15 protein-coding genes and 1 tRNA gene are annotated in these 21,357 nt (G+C 63.6%); 2 read left to right on the forward strand and 14 right to left on the reverse strand.

The genetic code is table 11. The features are described 5' to 3' along the window. Nucleotides 1-117: 117 nt before the first annotated feature. The 9 genes from rpmE to ACHFFR_RS08155 form a co-directional block, all read right to left on the reverse strand. The gene (rpmE, locus tag ACHFFR_RS08115; protein ID WP_394263765.1) at nucleotides 118-330 is read right to left on the reverse strand and encodes a 50S ribosomal protein L31; all 213 of its coding nucleotides are present in this window, start codon (nucleotides 328-330) and stop codon (nucleotides 118-120) included. Nucleotides 331-1,066: 736 nt separating this feature from the next. Further along, nucleotides 1,067-1,216 (reverse strand): hypothetical protein, encoded by a 150-nt coding sequence (locus tag ACHFFR_RS08120; RefSeq protein ID WP_394263766.1) that lies wholly within the window; start codon nucleotides 1,214-1,216, stop codon nucleotides 1,067-1,069. Between the two features lie 226 nt (nucleotides 1,217-1,442). Then, the gene (rho, locus tag ACHFFR_RS08125; protein WP_394263780.1) at nucleotides 1,443-3,185 is read right to left on the reverse strand and encodes a transcription termination factor Rho; all 1,743 of its coding nucleotides are present in this window, start codon (nucleotides 3,183-3,185) and stop codon (nucleotides 1,443-1,445) included. Nucleotides 3,186-3,595: 410 nt separating this feature from the next. Then, a complete protein-coding gene (gene thrB, locus ACHFFR_RS08130; protein WP_394263767.1) occupies nucleotides 3,596-4,489 on the reverse strand; it encodes a homoserine kinase in 894 nt (297 codons plus the stop codon). Continuing rightward, the gene (gene thrC / locus ACHFFR_RS08135; RefSeq protein WP_394263768.1) at nucleotides 4,486-5,586 is read right to left on the reverse strand and encodes a threonine synthase; all 1,101 of its coding nucleotides are present in this window, start codon (nucleotides 5,584-5,586) and stop codon (nucleotides 4,486-4,488) included. The genes thrB and thrC overlap by 4 nt, the downstream gene beginning before the upstream one ends. Continuing rightward, nucleotides 5,586-6,863 (reverse strand): homoserine dehydrogenase, encoded by a 1,278-nt coding sequence (locus ACHFFR_RS08140; RefSeq protein ID WP_394263769.1) that lies wholly within the window; start codon nucleotides 6,861-6,863, stop codon nucleotides 5,586-5,588. The genes thrC and ACHFFR_RS08140 overlap by 1 nt, the downstream gene beginning before the upstream one ends. Nucleotides 6,864-6,894: 31 nt before the next feature. Then, a complete protein-coding gene (gene lysA, locus ACHFFR_RS08145; RefSeq protein ID WP_394263770.1) occupies nucleotides 6,895-8,259 on the reverse strand; it encodes a diaminopimelate decarboxylase in 1,365 nt (454 codons plus the stop codon). Then, the gene (argS, locus tag ACHFFR_RS08150) at nucleotides 8,259-9,938 is read right to left on the reverse strand and encodes an arginine--tRNA ligase (RefSeq protein WP_394263771.1); all 1,680 of its coding nucleotides are present in this window, start codon (nucleotides 9,936-9,938) and stop codon (nucleotides 8,259-8,261) included. The genes lysA and argS overlap by 1 nt, the downstream gene beginning before the upstream one ends. Further along, complete coding sequence (locus tag ACHFFR_RS08155) at nucleotides 9,935-11,242, reverse strand: hypothetical protein (RefSeq protein WP_394263772.1); 1,308 nt, start codon at nucleotides 11,240-11,242, stop codon at nucleotides 9,935-9,937. The genes argS and ACHFFR_RS08155 overlap by 4 nt, the downstream gene beginning before the upstream one ends. A gap of 167 nt (nucleotides 11,243-11,409) precedes the next feature. On the opposite strand from ACHFFR_RS08155, the gene ACHFFR_RS08160 reads away from it, so the two are divergent. Next, a tRNA-Arg gene (locus tag ACHFFR_RS08160) sits at nucleotides 11,410-11,482 on the forward strand. 400 nt (nucleotides 11,483-11,882) lie between these two features. On the opposite strand, the gene ACHFFR_RS08165 is transcribed toward ACHFFR_RS08160, so the two are convergent. The 5 genes from ACHFFR_RS08165 to ACHFFR_RS08185 all read right to left on the reverse strand — a co-directional run bounded on the left by ACHFFR_RS08165 (nucleotide 11,883) and on the right by ACHFFR_RS08185 (nucleotide 17,352). After that, the gene (locus ACHFFR_RS08165) at nucleotides 11,883-12,812 is read right to left on the reverse strand and encodes an NAD(P)-dependent oxidoreductase (protein WP_394263773.1); all 930 of its coding nucleotides are present in this window, start codon (nucleotides 12,810-12,812) and stop codon (nucleotides 11,883-11,885) included. Further along, nucleotides 12,809-13,597 (reverse strand): glycerophosphodiester phosphodiesterase, encoded by a 789-nt coding sequence (locus ACHFFR_RS08170; protein WP_394263774.1) that lies wholly within the window; start codon nucleotides 13,595-13,597, stop codon nucleotides 12,809-12,811. The genes ACHFFR_RS08165 and ACHFFR_RS08170 overlap by 4 nt, the downstream gene beginning before the upstream one ends. A gap of 78 nt (nucleotides 13,598-13,675) precedes the next feature. Continuing rightward, complete coding sequence (locus ACHFFR_RS08175; protein WP_394263775.1) at nucleotides 13,676-14,770, reverse strand: M23 family metallopeptidase; 1,095 nt, start codon at nucleotides 14,768-14,770, stop codon at nucleotides 13,676-13,678. Nucleotides 14,771-15,016: 246 nt separating this feature from the next. After that, complete coding sequence (locus ACHFFR_RS08180; RefSeq protein ID WP_394263776.1) at nucleotides 15,017-16,045, reverse strand: hemolysin family protein; 1,029 nt, start codon at nucleotides 16,043-16,045, stop codon at nucleotides 15,017-15,019. Beyond that, complete coding sequence (locus ACHFFR_RS08185; protein WP_394263777.1) at nucleotides 16,042-17,352, reverse strand: hemolysin family protein; 1,311 nt, start codon at nucleotides 17,350-17,352, stop codon at nucleotides 16,042-16,044. Before ACHFFR_RS08185 ends, ACHFFR_RS08180 begins: the two co-directional genes overlap by 4 nt. Before the next feature lie 222 nt (nucleotides 17,353-17,574). Between ACHFFR_RS08185 and ACHFFR_RS08190 the strand changes: the two genes are divergently transcribed. Beyond that, nucleotides 17,575-21,297: a multifunctional oxoglutarate decarboxylase/oxoglutarate dehydrogenase thiamine pyrophosphate-binding subunit/dihydrolipoyllysine-residue succinyltransferase subunit gene (locus ACHFFR_RS08190; protein WP_394263778.1), complete on the forward strand. Its 3,723-nt coding sequence runs from the start codon at nucleotides 17,575-17,577 to the stop codon at nucleotides 21,295-21,297. Nucleotides 21,298-21,357 lie beyond the last annotated feature (60 nt).

Here is a 21,357-nt window from a genome sequence, read left to right on the forward strand (position 1 = left end):
CACCTCGAGGCTACCGTTGCCGACCGCCGTCGTTGACTCATACCGTTGCCATGGTACTTAACGTCGTCGTATGGCAAACGCCGGTACAGAAAACTGTACCGGCGTTTGAAAGCTCAGTTACTTCTTGCGCTTACCGTAGCGTGCCTCGAAGCGGGCGACGCGGCCACCGGTGTCAAGAATCTTCTGCTTGCCGGTGTAGAACGGGTGGCATGCGCTGCAGACGTCAACGCGGAGCGTTTCGCCTTCAAGCGTGGAACGGGTCTCGAACTCGTTACCGCACGTGCATGTAACCTTGAGGTCCGAGTAGTCGGGATGAATTCCCTGCTTCATTGTGTCTCCTTGGATCGTTTTGCGCCCTGGGTCCCCTGCGGATGACAGAGGTGAACCAGAAGCCGACGATCAATTTAACCACACGTCGCCAGCGAGGCGATAGCCCGGGGCAGGCGCGGTTGCTCACAGTTGCCTGACCTCTCCTTCGACGGCCGGCCCTGATTTAGCGTCTTCGCCCAATCGCGAGCCTCCATCGGCAGCCACCCCTGATTTAGCGTCTTCGCCCAATCGCGAGCCTCCATCGGCAGCCACCCCTGATTTAGCGTCCTACATGGAGGACCATTTGATCTACGCAGCACCATAATTGGATCCGCCCACCAACATCCAACGAATCACCGACCTCCATTCGTCTAACCGACCTCCAACGAACGAAAGGTCCTCCAATGAGCGGGATTTCAACTATGAATGTGCACTCAGCTACGCCCCTCGGCCACGTCCCATTGCCGCTAGCCTCGATTCACCGTCCCCATGGCCTCCCAGTCGGCATGTTGATCTCGCCGTGGGCAGCCACCCCTGATTTAGCGTCCTCCATGGAGGACCATTTGATCTACGCAGCACCATAATTGAATCCGCCCACCAACATTCAACGAATCACCGACCTCCATTCGTCTAACCGACCTCCAACGAACGAAAGGTCCTCCATGGAGGACCATAAGGCGCTGCCCGAATCACTGACGCCTTCGCTGGCAGCGGTTTAGGCGCTGCCCGAATCCCTGACGCCTGCGCCGGCAGTGTTTTAGGCGCCCGCCGGATCGGCTTGAACGTCACCAGGCTCGAAATAGTACGGAACGCCCACATCGGGGATCGCGTCCAGTTCTTCTTGGGTCAGAGCGCCGCCGATCCAGACGGCGTCGGCGCGGGAATCGTCCCCAAACGCGACAGTCAACTTAGCGCTCTCGAAATGAGCGGTTAGATCATCGAGTGCTTGTAGGGCTGCGCGCACTGGCAGGTACATAACCCGCCCAAGCACACATGCCCCGCCCAAGCACACATGACCCGCCCAAGCACACATGACCCGCCCAAGCACACATGACCCGCCCAGACAAAGCAACGCCCGCTGGCGGAGAGTTCCGCCAGCGGGAGCCACAGTCAGAATGTGAGCAGTCGAGCCGTTAGTCGGCGCCTTGCATTCCTCGCACGACCGACATGAGGAACTCGCCGTTCGACTCCGTCTTGCGCATGCGGCCAAGCACGTAGTCGGACGATTCCTGAATGTCGAGGTTGCCGAGCGCACGGCGCAGGTGCCACACAATCTTGAGCTCCTCAGGGCTGAACAGCAGCTCTTCGCGGCGCGTGCCGGAGGCGTTGATGTCCACAGCCGGGAAGATGCGGCGATCGGCCAGCTGGCGCGAGAGGCGCAGCTCCATGTTGCCCGTGCCCTTGAACTCCTCGAAAATGACCTCGTCCATCTTCGAACCGGTCTCGACCAGCGCCGACGCAACAATCGTCAGCGAACCGCCATTTTCGATGTTGCGGGCGGCACCGAAGAACTTCTTCGGCGGGTAGAGCGCTCCCGCGTCCACGCCACCGGAGAGAATGCGGCCCGACGCCGGCGCGGCCAGGTTGTAGGCACGCGAGAGGCGGGTGAGGGAATCAAGAAGAATGACGACGTCCTGGCCCAGCTCCACGAGACGCTTCGCGCGCTCCACAGCCAGCTCGGCAACAATCGTGTGATCGGATGCCGGGCGGTCGAAGGTCGAGGCAATGACCTCGCCCTTGACTAGGCGCTGCATGTCCGTCACTTCCTCCGGGCGCTCGTCCACGAGCACCACCATGAGGTGAACATCCGGATCATTCTTCGCAATCGCCATCGCGATCTGCTGCATGACGATCGTCTTGCCGGCCTTCGGCGGGGAAACGATCAGACCACGCTGACCCTTACCAATCGGCGACACGAGGTCAATCACGCGAGTGGTCAAAGCCTTCTGCGTGGTCTCGAGACGCAGCATCTCGTTCGGGTAGAGCGGCGTGAGCTTGTTGAACTCGGGGCGCTCCTTCGCCTCCTCCGGCGTCATGCCGTTGATCGAGGTGACCTCCACGAGCGGGTTGTACTTATGCTGGCGTCCGCGGCGGTTCGTATTCTCCGATGCATCGCGCACAGCGCCCTGGATCGCGTCGCCACGGCGCAGGCCATAGCGGCGAATGATCTGGGTGGACACGTAGGCGTCATTTTTGCCGGGCAGGTAGCCGCCCGTGCGCAGGTAGTTGTTGTTGCCATCCACATCGATGATGCCAGCAACAGGAATCAATACTTCGCCGGAGTCTTCGTTCTGGTTGCCGCGGCGATTCTGGTTCCGATCATTGCGATCTCCCCGATCATCGCGGTTGCGATCGTTGCGGTCATTGCGATCCTGACGATCCCCGCGATCCTGGCGGTCGTCATCGTTACGACGGTTGCGGTCCTGACGATCGTTGCGATCATTCCGATCCTGCCGATCCCCACGCTCTTGGCGCTCCCCGCGATCCTGACGATCATCACGGTTGCGATTGCGGTTACGGCGGCTGCGGTTGCGGCGGCTGCCGCGGTTGTCATCGTCGGTGCGCTCTTCCGCGCGACGCTCGGCGGCATCGCCAAGTGCGTCGAGGGCTGCCTTCTTCTCGTCGTCAGAAAGCTCGCGACCCGAGTCCTTCTTCTTCGCCGCCGGAAGCTCCAGTTGTTCGGTGGGCTCGCCGTGCTGGTCAGTCTTGGTCTGCTCGTCCTTCGCCGACGACGCCGAGTCCGCGGCTTGTTCCGGTGCGGCTGACGTGCCGTCACGCGCCTCGCGAATCGCTGCAATGTAATCGGGGCGGCGCGACTTGGAGGGCAGTTCGAGGCCCATCGATGCCGCGAGCTCCTTGAGATCGGCAAGACGCATCGTCGAAATAGGGCCAGATGGTGGCGTTGAGTTTTCGCTCACGAGGTTCCTTCCTCGGTTCCGGATATGCCGGACTGGGTAAAATATGTTCGTCCGCAACTAGCGCGGTGCGCAAATGTGGATGATGACAGGAAGTGCGGATTGCACGCGATTCAACAACCGCTGTGCGCATTGGCTTTAAGCCGTACTGTCACAGGCCAGCATACACGCAAGCACTCACTTTTAAAACTCGGTGTGCGCCACCGTGCTCAATTAGACATCGACGACGACGGTGCCCGGCTCCGTCCAAGCGCTGGGTATAGCACGCCCGGCATTCGACGACGACGACGCCCCGGCTCGACGAGAGCTCCGGCCGACCATGCCCGGCCGAGCGCACCCAGCATAAAGCACCTGGCATAGCGCGCCAGGCGTCAGACCTCGATAGCGTGGGCGCCCTGCACCTGCTGGGAATCCACGGTACGGAACCCCTGCTGGGCCAAGATGTTCGCCATGGCCGGGTCGATCTCGGCGAACACGAGGATCGACGGCCCTGCTCCCGAGACGATGGCGGGCCAACCCGCCTCGCGAAGTGCCGCGAGGACGGCAGCCGTGTGCGCCATGGATTCGGCGCGGTACTGCTGATGCAGCCTGTCCTCGGTGGCCGCAAACAGGAGTTCGGGATCCTGCGTCAACGCATAGACCATCAGCGCCGATCGGGAGGCGTTAAACGCCGCGTCAACCAGCGGGACCTTCTCCGGCAAAACCCCGCGCGCCGTCGTCGTGAGCAAGACTTCGTCGGGCACAAGCAGGGTGGTCTTCACGCTCTTAAGCACGGGCAGCTGCGCCGTCTTGTAACCCTCGCCCTCGCGCCACGACACGGTGGCGCCGCCGTAGATCGCGGGCGCCGCGTTGTCCGGATGCCCCTCGTATCCCGCCACGATGTTGAGCACTTCTTCTTTGGTGAACGCCTCGGGGGCGCCGAGCAGCTCACGCACGAGCATGACGCCGGCCGTGAGCGCCGCGGCCGAGGAGCCCATGCCCTTGCCGTGTGGAATATTGTTGCGGCACACGAGGTCCACGCCGGGGGTCGGCGCGCCGAGGCGCTCGAGAGTCTCGTGCATCGTCTTGACGATGAGATGCGATTCGTCCTTGGGCAGAGTCTGGTTCCCCTCGCCAAGGATCACCACGCGCGAAGCGCCCGTGGTCAACGTTGCCGAGACTTCGTCCCACACGTCGTGGGCCATGCCCATCGAGTCGAAGCCAGGCCCGAGATTTCCCGACGACGCCGGAACCTTCACCCGCGCCGCATCTTTGACGATCCTCACAGCCCTAGAACCCCCGCTGCCGCCTCCAGCGTCGGGGCGATCGGCGTCAAGTCCACGTCCGCCTCTCCCAGCGCGGTGGCCGTATCCTTCAGCCCGTTGCCCGTCACGGTGCACACGATCGTCGCACCATCCGGAACCTTGCCCTGCTCGGCGGCCTGAATGAGCCCTGCCACCGACGCCGCCGATGCGGGCTCAACGAAGATGCCCACCTCGGTGGACAGCACCTTTTGAGCCTCGAGAATCTGCTCGTCGGTGACGCGATCGATCGAGCCCTTCGAATCGTCGCGGGCCGCCTCGGCGTACTTCCACGACGCCGGGTTGCCGATGCGGATCGCGGTGGCAATCGTCTCCGGGTTCTGCACGATCTCGCCCAGAACGAGTGGCGCCGCGCCCCACGCCTGCACGCCCCACATCTGCGGGACCTTCGTGGCAACCGGCTCCATGTGGAGGGCCGAATCGTCAATCGATGCGAGGGTCGTCTTGCCCGCATACTCGTTGTAGCCCATCCAGTAGGCGGTGATGTTGCCGGCGTTGCCGACGGGCAGCACGTGGATATCGGGCGCGTCTCCCAGCGCGTCCACGATTTCGAACGCGGCGGTCTTTTGCCCCTGGAGCCGGTACGGATTGACCGAGTTCACGAGCGCAACCGGGTAGGCGTCGGTGAGCTCGCGGACGATGCGCAGGCAGTCGTCGAAGTTGCCGTCCACGGCCACGAGTTGCGCGCCGTGCACGATGGCTTGGGCGAGCTTGCCGGCCGCGATCTTCCCGGCCGGCAAAATCACGGTGCTCTTCAGGCCCGCTGCCACCGCATACGCGGCCGCCGACGCCGAGGTGTTGCCCGTCGATGCCGCGGCCACCACCTGCACGTCCGTCTGCTTGACCTGGGAGACCGCCGTCGTCATGCCGCGGTCCTTGAACGAACCCGTGGGGTTCGCGCCCTCGACCTTGATGTGAACCTCGGCGCCCACGCGCTCGGAGATCGCCCGCGCGTAGACGAGTGGCGTGCCGCCCTCACCGAGCGTCACAATCTCGTCGCCCTCGCCAAACGGCAAGCGGTCGCGGTACTCGTGAATGATTCCCTGCCACTGATGCGCCATTACTCGTCCCCTACCCTCAAGACGCGCACAACCTCAGCAGTCTGCGCCTGATTAATACTGTCGATGGTAGCCGCCACGTCGGCCGCGCGGGCGCTGTGCGTGGTGACTGTCAGCGAGACGTCGCCGTCGGCGGCGATCTCCTCCTGATGGACCGATGAAATCGAGACGCCCGCGTCCGCGAAGTAGCGCGTCAGCTCAGCGAGCACGCCCACGTGGTCCTTGACCTTCATGCGGATGAAGTACTTCGAGCACGAATCGTCGGCCGAGACGAATTCTGATTCGCCGAGCACGATCTCCTGCGGGGCACGGCCACCGACCACGCGCTTGGCAGCAGCGGCGACGACGTCGGAGAGCACGGCGGACGCCGTCGGCGCGCCACCGGCGCCGCGACCGTAGAACATGAGGCGGTCTGCCGCTTCGGCCTCGATCACGACGGCGTTAAACGAGCCGCCGATTGATGCGAGCGGGTGAGCCTCGGGCACGAGGGTCGGATTGACTCGCACGTCGATCTTCCCAGTGTCGTCCTGAGTGGCCGTGGCAATGAGCTTGATGACGTACCCGCCGGTCGTTGCGGCCGCGATGTCCTCCGCGGTGATCGAGCGGATGCCCTCAACGTGGACGTCGTCGATGTGAACGCGCTTGTGGAAGGCGAGAGATGCCAGGATCGCAATCTTCGCAGCGGCGTCGTGGCCGTCCACGTCCGCCGTGGGGTCAGCCTCCGCATAGCCGAGATCCTGAGCCACCTTGAGAACGTCCTCGAAGGCGAGCCCCTTCGTCGTCATCTCATCCAAAATGTAGTTCGTCGTGCCGTTAAGAATGCCCTGAATCGCGCGCACGGTGTCTCCCGCGAGCGACTCGCGAACGGCGTACACGACCGGAACCGCGCCTGCCACGGCGGCTTCGTAGTAGACGTCCACGTTCTTCTCTTTGGCGAGGTCGTAGATCTCGGGCCCGTGCTCGGCAAGCAGCGCCTTGTTGCCCGTCACCACCGACTTGCCCGAGCGCAGCGCGTGCAGCACAAGCTTGCGCGGCAGGTCAACGCCGCCGATGAGCTCAATAACGATGTCGGCCTTCTCGATGAGCGCCGTCGAATCCGTGGTCAGCAGATCGCGGTCGATCCACGGATCGCGCTCGGCGTCGATATTCGACACCGAAATGCCAACGAGCTCGAGCGGCGCACCGGCGCGCGCCGAGAGCAGCTCGCTTTCTTCCTTGAGCAGGCGTGCCACCTGGCTACCCACAGTCCCCGCACCGAGCAGGGCAATCTTAATCGTCATCGTTCTCTTTCTTTCGGGCGCGTGGCCCTGATCAACCAACATCGAGCGCGAGCTGATCGGCGATCGTCTCGCGGCGGACAATTTCGTACGCTTTTCCGTCATGAACAGCTACGACGCCGGGGCGCGCGAGCATGTTGTAGTTCGAGCCCATCGAGCGTCCGTAGGCGCCCGTCACGGGAACGGCGAGTAGGTCACCTGACTCGACGCCACTGGGCAGCCCGACGCCGTGGACCACGATATCGCCGGATTCGCAGTGTTTGCCGACCACCCGCGAGCGCACAATCTCCCCGTTCGCCACGCGGGAGACGATCGCCGCCGTGTACTGCGCGTCGTAGAGCGCGGGGCGCAGGTTATCGGACATCCCGCCATCAACCGACACATACCGACGCCGGCCGGTATCGGTCTGGACGTCCTTAATCGCACCGACCTCGTAGAGGGTCATCATCGCGGGGGCCACGATCGAGCGGCCCGGCTCAATCGAGATGCGCGGCGCCGGCAGGCCCGTTTCTTGGCAGTGCTCACGCACAGCCTCGCGCAGGATTGCCGCGAAGTCCGAAGGCGCCGGCGGGACGTCGTCGTCGGATGTATAGCGCACGCCGTACCCACCGCCAAAGTCGACCTCGGGGATGTCAATCCCCTGCTCGGCGGCCCACTGCCGCACGGAGAGCACCACTTTCGCGGCTTTGCCGAAGCCGTCGGTGGACAGGATTTGCGAGCCGATGTGCGAGTGCAAGCCGAGGAAGTCAAGGGATTCGCGGCGGGTGATCTCCTCGATTGCCGCCTGGGCCGCGCCCGTGGTGACGGACAGGCCAAACTTCTGGTCTTCGTGGGCGGTTTGGATGAAATCGTGGCCGCCGGCGTGCACGCCGGTCGTCAGGCGCACGTAAACGGGGGCGCGCTTGCCGCGCGCGGCCGCCAGCCTAGCCACCTGGTCCACTTCGTAGAGCGAGTCGATGACGATGTGGGCGATTCCCTCATCGAGTGCGAGCTCGATTTCGGCGTCGGACTTGTTGTTGCCGTGCAGGCCGATGCGAGCCCCGGGCACGCCCGCCGCGAGCGCCGTGCGAAGCTCACCCTCGGAGGCCGCGTCAATGTTCAGGCCCTCCTCGGCCATCCACCGGGCAACCGCCTTCGACAGGAACGCCTTGCCGGCGTAGTAGACCTCGGCGCCCGCAAGATCGGCGAATGCGTCGTCCATCGCCGTCTTCCACGCGCGGGCGCGCCCGCGAATGTCCGCCTCGTCGAGCACGTAGGTGGGCGTGCCGAACTCCCGCGCGATGTCGAGTACGCGCACACCGGCCACCTCGACGTCGCCGGCGTCGGTTCTACGCGTGTTCAGTGACCAGATGCCCTCGGTGGTGCCGTCGGGTTCGGGCGCGGGAGTCGTCTCGAGCATTACATCCTCTCCGGGGCATCCACCCCGAGCAGGCCTAGGCCGTTCTTGAGCACCTGGCCGGTGGCGTCGTTGAGCCACAGGCGGGTGCGGTGCAGGTCGGTCACGGGTTCGTCCCCGCGCGGGGTCACGCGCGAGACGCCGTACCACGAGTGGTACTTACCGGCGAGCTCTTCGAGGTAGCGGGCCACGCGGTGCGGTTCGCGAAGCTGGGCGGACTGGGCGACGATGTCCGGGTACTGCGCGAGGGCCGCGATGAGATCGCCGTCGGCCTCGCCGTCGAGCAACGCAGGATCAAACGCGTCGCGCGCCACGCCATGCTCGGCCGCGTTGCGATCCACGGAGCGGGTGCGCGCGTGAGCGTATTGCACGTAGTAGACCGGGTTCTCGTTCGTCTTCGACGTGATGACGTCCAGATCCAGATCGATCTGCGAATCCATCGCCTGACGCACGAGCGAATAGCGCGAGGCATCGACGCCAGCCGCCTCGACGAGGTCTCCGAGCACGACGATCGATCCGGCGCGCTTGGACATCTTGACCGGGTTGCCATCGCGCACGAGGTTGACCAGCTGTCCGATGAGGATTTCCAGGTTTTCGCCGACGCCGGCCGTGTCGCCGAACGCACGAGCCATGGCATACATACGGCCCACGTACCCGTGATGGTCGGCGCCCAGCATAATGATCACGTGGTCGGAGCCGCGATTGCGCTTGTCGAGGTAGTAGGCGATGTCGCCGGCAAAGTATGCCGCATCTCCATCGGACTTGATGATCACGCGATCCTTGTCATCGCCAAAGTCCGTGGTGCGAATCCACGTGGCGCCCGCGTCCTCAAAGACCACGCCCTTCTCACGCAGCGTGTCGATCGCTTCGTCCACAGCTCGGGATTCGTGGAGGGAGTCCTCGTGGAAGTAGACGTCGAACTGTACGCGGAAGTCGGCGAGCTCCTTCTTGATCGCGTCGAACATGAGGTTCACGCCGCGCTCGCGGAAGATCTCGCGCGCCTCGTCGTCGGGAAGCGTCGACGGATCGGGGCGACCAGCCGCAGTCTCGGCGTCGACCACCTGCCGCGCGATGTCCTCAATGTAGGCGCCCTCGTAGCCGTCCTCGGGAACCTCCTGGCCGCGAGCGCGCGCGAGGAGCGAGCCTGAGAAGCGGTTGATCTGCGCGCCGTGGTCGTTGAAGTAGTACTCGCGCACGACGTTCGCGCCGGAGGCCTCAAGGATGCGAGCCAAGGAATCGCCGACGGCCGCCCACCTCGCACCGCCCACGTGGATCGGGCCGGTCGGGTTGGCGGAGACGAACTCGAGGTTGACGGTCGAGCCGCCGAGCGTTGCAGTGCGCCCAAAGGTGTCCCCAGCTTCAACGACCGTGCGAACGAGCTCGCCAGCCGCCGCCTTGTTCAGCGTGATGTTCATGAAGCCCGGGCCGGCGATGTCCACGGAGGCAATCGCATCGGCGGTGGAGATCCGCGCGGCCAGAATGTCTGCGAGCGCTCGCGGATTCGTACCGGCCTTCTTTGCGTACTGCATGGCGACGTTCGTCGCCCAGTCCCCGTGCTCGCGGCTACGCGGGCGCTCCACCTTCACATCGCCGATCTCGGCAGGGTCGAGGTCAACCTCGCCCGCCACAATTGCTTCGTTCAAACACGTGCGAATAAAGGCAGAAAGTTCTTCTGGAGTCATGAATCAAAGTGTACCGGGCACGTGGTGGGCGCCAAATTTCGGTCTCTCATAATGACCGTTGCCACGTGTGCGTCGTGCGCTGGCGCCCCTGGGCTGGGCTCGAAGCGCGGGATGACGATCCGCTCATCTCCCACGCCGAAGTCCGCCACGAGATAAGAGCCGACGATCCGCGGGCGCAGCGCATCGAGATGCCACACCATCTGGCCGCCTTGGGTAACGAGGTAGATTGTGCCCCCGCGGTCATCCACCACCGCATGCTTGCCGTCCGCGCTCACGGCAACGACCACCGGCTCATTGCCCGCACCGTCGCGCTGGAAGGAGTCGAGATCGATATCGAACGACGCCGAGTTCCCACTTGCGTCAAACACCGGGCCAGCATTCGGGCTGAGATAGAGGTTGAGTGGGAAAACCGCGCCGGACGCCGTCGTCGGCACAAACTGCGCGCCCGTGAACCCCGCCTCCAAGTGCGAGACCGTGCCATCGAGCGTGACGAACGTGAACGGTTCGCCCGCCTCGGCTTGGTACATGAATCCGCCGCTCGCCGGAGTGATCGGCCTGCCGCGTGGGACGGTTGTGTCGACGACGACCTCGCCGGTCACGCCGTTGACAACCATGACCTCCTCGCGATCTTTCATGCCAAAGACGTGGCCGGTCATGAAGTTCGTCGACCACGTCCAGCCCTGCGCGGGAAGCTCCCAGCGGAGCTCGCCGGCGTCGTTCACGCCGTAGATCGAACCCTGATTGGTGAGCACCAGGATTTCGCCGGACATGCCAAGGGGTATGGGGGCCGCGGGCGATCCGGTCACGATGACTGGGATGTCGAGGATCGTCTCGCCGGTGGCGAAGTCCGCGAGCGCTGCGGCGTGGTCATCACGTGCGACCGCCGCGACGACGACGCCCTCGGCAATGGGTTGCGGCACGAAGCCATTCGTGGCGCAGGTGCTCTCATCGAGGAGCCATGCCCGCTCGTGGGTGGGCAGATAGTAGCCGTGAACGGTGCGATTGAGCCTGTTTGTTGTGACCGCGTAATCGCCATGCAGCGCGCACAGCACCTCGCCGTCGGGAATATCGAACTCGGAGGCCACGCCGTTGGCATACTCGTTGAACATCCACGCGCGAGGGCTCATGTAGCCCGCCGCGCTGATTTCGGGCGCCACATCTGCTCGCGCCGAGGCGCTCTGCTCTGTGGGAGTCGAGGCCTCGCTCTTGGCCGAGGCTCCACCCGAGCACGATGCGAGGACGAGCGCAGCGAGGGTGGCAGTGATGGTTGTGGCGAGGCCATCAGCTCTAAACCGGCGCGGCACGCATCGTCCTTTCGAGATCGAGGAGGTCGCAGGATCATCTGCGGAGGTCGCACAAATATTAACAGTGCCTACGGCGTCCGCGCCCGCTAGTACGCACCTCACACGCGATCGTCGTCGTGCTAATTCGTTCCCATGCGCGCACCGGTGTTAGACTTGCCAATCGCTGGGCCCCGATAGCTCAGGGGATAGAGCGTCTGCCTCCGGAGCAGAAGGTCGCAGGTTCGAATCCTGTTCGGGGTACTCAGAGAAAGCCCGCGTTGCGACTATTACAAGTCACAAACGCGGGCTTTGTCTTCTTCGCACTGACCCCGCTAGGCTCCGGCGGGATCCTCGACGTCGTCTATCTCGTGCAGGTAGACCCACTTGTAGCCATAGGTTTTCGTCATGTAGCTCAGCGCAGTCAGAATGCTGCTCTTGAAATTCAACATGCGAGGCTGCAGCACGAAGACTGCGCCGCGCCTGCCACCTCATGCCGGCCGCCCCATGCCGGCCGCCCCATGCCGGCCGCCCCAAGCGCGGCCTCCTTGTCGCAAACGGTGCAGGAACCAACCAAACGGGGCAGGAACTTCCTGCCCGGTTTAGCAAGAACTTGCCCGCTTTGCACATGAGGCACCGGGCGGGGCGCAGGCCACCGGGGGCGTCAGTACCAGCCGGTCAGGTCGATCTGCCCGGGCACATCCTGGCCCGCGACGATCGCGGCGTACGCGGCACGGAAGTCGTCCTCCACATCGGAGGAGCGCAACCGACCCGAGGTGTGCGGGAAGACGTCCACGGCAGGATGCTCCCATCGCCAGTCACCAGCAGGCAACGGCTCGACCTCAAACACGTCGAGGATGGCGTGCGAGACCTGGCCCGCGTCCAGAGCGGCGCGCAGCGCGTCGTGGTCCACGGTCACTCCCCTGCCCACGTTGACGAAGATCGCCTCGCTCATCTGCCCAAACACATCCGAGTCAATGACGTCCACCGTCTCGGGGGTCTTCGGAAGAACAACGACGACGATGTCTGCCTTCTCGAGCAGGTCACCCGGATCGTCCAAAGAGCGCACGACATCAAAGTCCTCGCGTGCCCGTCCGGAGCGGGAGAGTCCATCGACCCTCCCCACGAACGGCCGCAGCAGCCGCGCCGTCGCAGACCCGATCCGGCCCGTTCCAACGATGACGGCGCGCATGTCCATCAGGGTTTCGTCCTCGCCAGGTGACCACTCGGCGTCGCGCTCTTTTGTCTTGTATCGGCCAAGCTCGCGAACGTGCGCGAGTACGGTTGCCACCACGAACTCGCCGATCCGATGCGGCATCGTGCCCACGGTGTGCGTGAGCCGGGAGCCGCTCGCCGCCAGATCCTGAAACAGGGGGTGAAAGAGGTCGACGCCCACGGTCCCCGCATGGAACCAGCGAATGTTCGACGCGGCGGGGCTGATCGGCGGGCGCGTGCCCACCCAGGAGTCGGCCCAGGCCAGATCCTCCAGCCGCAGCTCTTTGTAGGGCACGTAGCGGGTGTCGAGGATGTCGCTGAGAGACTCGGCCAGGAACGCGTAGCGGGCCTCTGTGATGAGGAGGTGGCGCGGCTTCACCGGCACCCAAATTTCTCTTCGATGACGTTCTGAGCGAGGGTCGGCTCGTCGGTGATCAGGCCGTCGACCCCGAGGTCGAGGAGTTTGACCATGTCCGGCTCCTCATTCACAGTCCACACGTGAACAGCGAGCCCGCGCGAATGCGCGAGGCCGATGAACGCCTCATTAATGATCTCGATGTTCTTGAAGAACTCCGGCACTTGAACGGCTTCCACGCCGCGCTCGGGCCCGGGCAGGCGATGCAGCGCTGCCCGGCGGATCGCCGTCGGGCCGTTGGCGGCAACCACGAGCCGCCCGATCGTGGACGTACCCATCGAGGAACGAACGCCCGGCAACTTGCGGCGCATGTAGGCAAGGCGGGTCTCGCTGAAGCTCGCCAGCGACACGCGCTCAAGCGCGTTGTGGCGAATAATCGTCTGGGCCATGGGTTTGGCGACGCCGTTGTGCTTGGCATCCAAATTGAACACGATGTCGGGGAACTCTTCCAAGAGCTCGTCGAGGAGCACGATGCGGTTACCGGAATGGTCCTTGACGTCCTTCAAGTCCGACCACGTCCAGTCCGAGATCTTCCCGGCAGCTTCAGTCACGCGGTCCAGGATCGGATCGTGGAAGACGATCACGGTTCCGTCAGCGGTGGAGTGGCAGTCGGTTTCGATGTAGCGAAACCCGCGATCTCGCATCATTCGAAATGCTTGGATCGAGTTTTCTGGAACCTCGTTTCCACCGCCACGATGGGCGAGGACAACGGGTTTCTCACCTATTTTCCACAGTCGTTCACGAACCATTACACCAGCCTAACAGAGGCGCACAAAGGCTAACGGGCGTAGCGAGAAACGCTGGTGGGCACGCGGTGAAACGGCCGCTTAGCAGAGCTCCGACACATCGACGGCGCCGAGGGCCGCGAGGGTCGGGAGCGGGTTAAGAATGTGATCCGTCGAGCCATCTTCCGAGGACAGTCCATGGCCCTTGTGAAGCTCAAAGTGCAGATGCGGACCCGTGGAGCGGCCCTTCGAGCCGACGTCGCCAATATGCTGGCCAGCCTTGACCTGATCGCCCAGCTCGACGTGCACGCCGTCGTCGTACATGTGGACGTACCACGAGCTGTACTTTTCGCCGCTGATCTCATGCGCGACGACGATGAGGTTCGACGAGCGCCCGTCAATACCCTCGCCCACGTGGATCACGGTGCCGTCGGCGATCGAGTAGATCGGGGTACCAACTGGTGCTGCGAAGTCTTGACCGAGGTGCTGGGAGGGCAGGCGTGTGAACGGATCGTAACGCCAGCCGAAGTTCGACGAGAGGCTGTAGGAGTCGCCACCCATGGGGTTGACCACGTACGTCTCGTCCTCAACAAAGGCCGAGACCAGCGAGTTCGCGCCGCCTCGCACATCGCACTGCACGGTTGCGCCAGACAGTTCGCGCTCGAGGCCGAAGTAGCGAGCGGAATCCGCAGCGCCGTCGGTCTTCTTCAACGAATCTGGCACGGTGGGCTCGATGGTGGCAGCCGCTACCTGCTCGGGCTGCGCGTCTCCAGGAACTGCAAGAGCCCCGGTCACGCCAGACACCGTAAGCACGGATGCGGCCGCGCCGATCATCGCGAACGTGGCGAAGCTGGCGGCGGTGGACAGGAGCTTGCCGCGCGAGGGGCGCGCCAACGGCGGCCATGCCAAGCGGGACTTTAACGACGGCGATTCCTCGCACACGATGGGTTCGATCTCGGCAGTCGGCGTCTTGTCTGCGACGGTCTCCGAAGCAACAACTGGTGCTTCCTGAGCCTGCGCTACCTCAACTTGAGCTTCCTCAACCGGCGCAACCTGATCCTGAATATCAGCCTGATCCTGAACGACAGCGGCGTCGTGATCTGCCTGAGACTCGGCGGTGATGCGGGCGCGTTCGGCGGCCTCGCGCTGGAGTCGGAGTTCTCTACGGGACGGAAGCGTCTTCGTGGTGCTTGACAAGCGCGCGTTCCCCTTCCCGCTAGCCGGTTGCATCAGTGCGTGCGTGTGTACGGCCGGTTCGCCCGGCACGCCATCAACCATAACGGTTTGATAACAATCGCGCTACTCTTGTGTTACACAGGTAACGCCTGAGCGATGTGAAACACCTCATGGTCAGCGCCGACGGCGCCCGAGCCGCCAGGAAAGTATCGGCGACGCCGTCTGGTCACCATTCGCCTGACCTGCGCGGATGTCCGACTTTGCGGGCTACTTTTGCATCGCGTCGCGGACTTCACCAACGAGTTCTTCGAGGATGTCCTCGAGGAAGAGAACGCCTTGAACCGTCCCGTTAACCGAGACAGCCGCCAGGTGCGTACCGTCCTTTTGCATCGATCGCAGCGCCGTTTCGACCTCGTCCTGCGAGTCCACGAGCGACATCTTGCGGATCTTCCACGGCGCCAACGGCTCGTTGCGCCGGTCCTCGGAGACGTCGATGATGTCCTTGAGGTGGATGTATCCGACCATCTCGTTTTGAACCTCGACCGGGTATCGGGAGAAGCCCGTGCGCGCGATCTCGAGTTCGACCTCGGCGGGAGTCGTGATCGGACTGACCGTCACGAGTTCCGACGTCGGAACCATGAGGTGGCAGGCGCTGTACTCGGAGAATTCCAGCGCCGAGGAGATGAGGCCGACATCGGCGTCAAGCACGCCGGCCTTCTTCGACGCATCGACGATGGAGGCAACCTCGTCCACGGTGAACGCGGCGCCCACTTCGTCTTTCGGCTCGAAACCGAACAGCGAAATGATGTGGTTGGCGAACCAGTTCAACGAGTGCACGATCGGTAGGAAGATCTTCGAGACGATCACCAGCGGCGGCACCAGGATGTAGGAGACCTTCTCCGGCGTCGTCACGGCCAGGTTCTTCGGAACCATCTCGCCCAGCACGACGTGCAGGTAAACCACAAGCACGAGCGCGATGACGATCGCGATCGGATGGACCATGGCCTGCGGGACTCCGAGCGACATGAGCGGACCCTCGATCCAGTGCGCGATCGCCGGCTCGGAAATCGCGCCGAGCGCGACCGAACACACGGTGATGCCCAGCTGGCAGGTCGCCAGCATGAGGGTCACGTTTTCGAGTGCATACAAAGTGGTCTGCGCGGACTTCTTGCCCTGTTCAGCAAGCGGCTCCACGCGCGAGCGGCGCGCGCCCATGACGGCGAACTCCGCGCCCACGAAGAACGCGTTAATGGCAAGAAGCGCGAAGGTGATCAGCAGTGCGGTTCCGATTGTCATGACTCATCAACCCCAGAGATACGGATCTGCTCGATGCGGCGCCCGTCCATGGCCTCCACGACCGCGCGAACCCCGTTTTCGACGTATGCGTCGCCAACTTCTGGCATGCGCCCGAGGCGAGCCATCATCCAGCCTCCCACGGTTTCCCACGGGCCCTCTTCTGGAATATCAAGGCCCATCTCGCGCGCGACCTCATCGGGGCGCATCGATCCCGGAATCATCCACTCACCTCCCGCAACGATGCGGGTGCGGGCGCGGCGGCGATCGTGTTCATCAGCCACGTCCCCAACAATTTCTTCCACGGCATCTTCGAGCGTGACGATGCCGGAGGTTCCGCCGTATTCGTCCACGACGACGGCCATCTGCAACCCCTCGGCGCGCAGCTGCACGAGTAGCGGGGCAAGTTCGATCGTCTCGGGTACCTGCGTGGCTTCCACGAGCAACGACGACGACGTGACCGGCACGTCCTTGCGCGATTCGTAGGGCACTGCGACAGCGCGTCGCAGGTGAACGAAGCCGCGAATGTCGTCCATGTCCTCGCCGATGACGGGGAAGCGCGAGTGACCCGTCTGACGGGCGAGCGCGACGACGTCGGCTGCCGAGGCGTCCGCGGGCAGGACCGCGGCGCGGGTGCGATCGGTCATGACGTCGACGGCGGTGAGGGCGCCGATGTCAATCGAGCGCACGAGCAGTCGAGCGGTGGAAACATCCAGCGTACCCTCATCGGCAGAACGGCGGACGAGGGCCGACAGCTCGGTGGCCGAGCGCGCGCCCGAGAGCTCCTCGGCCGGCTCGATTCCGAACCGGCGCAAGATCCAGTTCGCCGTCTCGTTGAGCACGACGATGAGTGGCTTAAAGACCGTCGTGAAAATACGCAGCGGGAGCGACACCAGTGCGGCCGTGCTCAGCGGCTCCGCGAGCGCCATATTCTTCGGGATCAGCTCGCCAAACAGCATCGATGAGAGGTTCGTGATGACGAATGCCAAGGTGGCAGCGGCGCCCACCGAGGCGGCGGTTGCCATGCCTTGATTCGAAAACACTCGCTCGAATAGTTGCTGAAGCGGAGCCTGCGCAACGTAGCCCAGCAAGATCGTGGTCAGGGTGATTCCCACCTGGCACGAGGAGAGCTGGAGAGAAAGATTGTGCAGCGCCTTGTTCACGGATTGCGCTTTGGTATCTCCGGCTCTGGCGCGGTCATCGATCGTTGCCGGATCGAGGGCGACGAGCGAAAATTCGGCGGCAACGAATAGTGCGTTTCCTAGGATAAGAATGAGGCCGATGCCAAGCAGAATGATCTCAGTGGCCAAGGCATCCCCTACGTTGTCGTCCTTTCATGCGCTCATCGTAACCTAACTGCTCGCCAACTCGATAGAAAGTCTTGACACATTGGTTAAATTATCTTGACGATAAGACATTTCTCTCGGGCTATTAGCCGAATTTCAAGCAAAAATTCGAGTCAATCGCCCGCAACGAAGCGAACCTCACTAAGCTTGATACGAAGTTGTTTCTTTACGAAGTGAGGCAAGACAGTGTCGTCAACGAACTCCGATGATTTTGGGCCGAACCAGGGATTTGTGGAAGATCTCTACGCGGCGTTCCTCGATAACCAAGAAGGCGTCGGGCCGCAGTGGTCGGAAATGTTTAAGCAGTGGAAGGCCGAGGGCCGCGAGCCGATTACCGAGGGTCAAGAGGATCGCGAGCCACCGCAGGGCATTAGCGCCGCACAGCGCAAGGTGCACTCCAGCTCGGATCGTGCCTCAACGCCGTCGACGAACGTTACCCGCTCGGATCTGCCGCCGCAGCCGCGTGTGGGTGCCGAGCCGGCTCTGACCCCCTACGCAAAGACGTACAGCCTCGCTCCGTCCGAGGCGCCGGAGGATATGAATCCGACCGATAAGGACGTCTCGGTGCTCAAGGGCGGCGATCGCGGTCTGGCCAAGAACATGGACAGCTCGCTGACCATCCCCACGGCAACCTCGATTCGTGCGCTGCCGGCGCGCGTCATGTTCGACAACCGCATGGTCATCAACAAGTACCTTGCCGGCACCCGCGGCGGAAAGATCTCCTTCACCCACCTCATCGCCTACGCAATGGTGGAGGCGCTCGCGGAGATGCCGGAGATGAACGTCTCGTACAAGCTTGAGGACGGCAAGCCGGCCCTCGTGGAGCCCAAGCATGTGAATCTTGGCCTCGCGATCGACGTCGTGAAGGCAGACGGAAGCCGCACCCTCGTGGTCCCCTCGATCAAGGCCGCCGAAACGAAGACTTTCTCGGAATTCGTCTCCGCCTACGAAGACATGGTCGACCGTGGGCGCGATAACAAGCTGACGATGGACGACTACCAGGGCACCACCGCCACGCTGACGAACCCGGGCGGTCTTGGCACCACCCACTCGATCCCGCGCCTCATGAACGGCCAGGGCCTCATCGTCGGCGTTGGCTCGATGACGTACCCGGCGGAGTTCCAGGGCACGGCCGATGAGCAGCTCGCTCGCCTTGGCGTGTCGAAGGTCGTCCACATCGGATCCACCTACGATCACCGCGTCATTCAGGGCGCCACCTCGGGCCGCTTCCTGCGCCTCATGGAAAACAAGCTCCTGGGACTGGACGGGTTCTACGACCGCGTCTACGTGTCGCTGCGCGTGCCCTACACCCCGATCGTGTGGGAAAAGGACGTGGAGTACGACGCCGAACGAGAGCTCGGCAAGCCCGCACGCATTGCGGAGCTCATCCACGCCTACCGCTCGCGCGGACACCTCATCGCGGATACCGATCCGCTCTCATTCCATCTACGCCGCCACCCGGATCTGGAGATCTCCTCCTACGGCCTCACGCTGTGGGATCTGGACCGCTCCTTCCCCACCGGCGGCTTCGCGGCCACGAGTCACCTCACGCTGCGCGAGATTCTCGGGCAGTTGCGCGATGCCTACTGCCGCACAGTCGGCATTGAATACATGCACATTCAGGATCCGGCGCAGCGCAAGTGGTTCCAGGAGCGCTTGGAGCGCCCGGCCACCCCGGTCACGGCCGAGCAGCGCCTGCAGATCCTCAAGAAGCTCAACGAGGCCGAAGCCTTCGAGACCTTCCTTCAGACGAAGTACGTGGGCCAAAAGCGCTTCTCGCTCGAGGGCGGCGAATCGCTCATCCCGGCACTCGACGCGATTTTGGACGGAGCCGCCGACGACGGCCTGCACGAGGTCGCCATCGGCATGGCTCATCGTGGCCGCCTCAACGTGCTGACGAACATCGCGGGCAAGTCCTACTCTCAGGTGTTCTCCGAGTTCGACGGCGTGATCGATCCGAACAAGCCGGGCTCGGGTGACGTCAAGTACCACCTTGGCACCGAGGGCACGTACGTGTCCGACAAGGGCGAAGAGGTGGGCGTCTACTTGGCCGCCAACCCCTCGCACCTTGAGGCTGCCGACGGCGTCCTCGAGGGCGTCGTGCGCGGCATGCAGGATCAGTTGGATCTCGACGACGACGGCGCGGCCGTCATGCCGTTGCTCATTCACGGCGACGCGGCGTTCTCCGGTCAGGGCGTGGTGACCGAGGTGCTGAACCTCAGCCAGCTGCCCGCCTACCGCACCGGCGGCACCGTGCACATCATCGTCAACAACCAGATCGGTTTTACCACGGCGCCCTCGAGCTCACGCTCCTCGCGCTACACCACGGACATCACGAAGGGTCTGCAGCTGCCGATCTTCCATGTCAACGGTGATGATCCGGAGGCCGTTGCCCGCATGGCGCGCATGGCCTACGAGTTCCGCATGGAATTTAAGAAGGACGTCATCCTCGACATCATGTGCTACCGCAAGCGCGGCCACAACGAGGGCGATGATCCGTCGATGACCCAGCCGATCATGTACTCACTCGTCGATGAGAAGCGCTCCACGCGTCAGCTCTACCAAGAGGCGCTGCTCGGTCGCGGCGATATCTCCGACGAAGAGGCGGCCGCCGTCGAGCAAGACTTCAAGGACACCCTCGAAAAGGCATTCGACGAAGTGCGCGAGGCCGAGATGAGCGAGGAACGTGACGAAAAGGACGCCTCGCACGCCCTTGGCGTTCCGCAGTCGCAGGAAGAGGATGCCGGCACGATGGTCGGCTGGACAACGGCGGTCTCGCCGGAGGTTCTCCAGCGCATCGGCCAGGCGCACACCGCTCCGCCGGAGGGCTTCAACCCCCACCGCAAGGTCACCCAGCTGTTCGACCGTCGCAACAAGATGGCGCACGACGGCGGAATTGACTGGGGCTTTGGCGAGCTCCTCGCCTTCGGTTCGCTGCTCATTGAGGGCGTGCCGGTGCGCATGTCTGGCCAAGACACGAGGCGCGGAACGTTTACGCAGCGCCACGCCGTGGCTCACGACTACCTCACGGGTGAGGAGTGGACGCCGCTCATGGGTCTGACCGAGGATCAGGCGCGGTTGAAGATCTTCGATTCGGCCCTCTCGGAGTACGCCGTGCTCGCCTTTGAGTACGGTTACTCGGTGCAGCGCCCGGACGCGCTCGTTCTGTGGGAGGCGCAGTTCGGCGACTTCGTTAACGGCGCCCAGATCGTGACGGACGAGTTCATCACCTCGGCCGAGCAGAAGTGGAACCAGAGCTCCTCGCTCGTCGTTCTCCTTCCGCACGGTTACGAAGGTCAGGGTCCGGATCACTCCTCCGCCCGCATCGAGCGTTTCTTGCAGATGAGCGCGGAGGACAACATGATCGTTGTGCAGCCCTCCACGCCGGCGAACTACTTCCACATGCTGCGCCAGCAGGCCTACAACCGCCCGCGTAAGCCGATGATTGTGTTCTCGCCCAAGCAGCTGCTGCGTCGCAAGGCCGCCAAGTCGCAGGTGGAGGACTTCACGTCGGGCACCGTCCAGAAGGTCATTGGCGAGCACCGCAGCCTTGGCGACGTCGATCGGGTTCTGCTGTGTACCGGCAGGATCTACTACGACCTCGTTGAGAAGGCGGAGAAGGACGGCGACGATCGCACCGCGATCATCCGCATCGAGCAGCTCTACCCGAACCCGGTGGACGAGGTCCGCGCCGAACTCGACAAGTACCCGAACGCTCAGGTGTTCTGGGTGCAGGACGAGCCGGCCAACCAGGGCGCGTGGGGTCATTTCGCGCTCGGCATGTTCAACGAGCTTGGCCGCGATGTCACGCGCATCTCGCGGCGGGCAGCGGCGTCGACTGCCGCAGGCATGACATCCATGCACGCGGTCGAAGCCGAAGAGCTCATGAAGGCGGCATTCGAGAGGTAATCTGCTCGGCGTCGCACGAGGTAAATGCACAGGGGCGCTCCCACCGATCGGTGGGAGAAG

It is taken from the genome of Trueperella sp., assembly GCF_043424875.1.
Lineage (GTDB): Bacteria > Actinomycetota > Actinomycetes > Actinomycetales > Actinomycetaceae > Trueperella.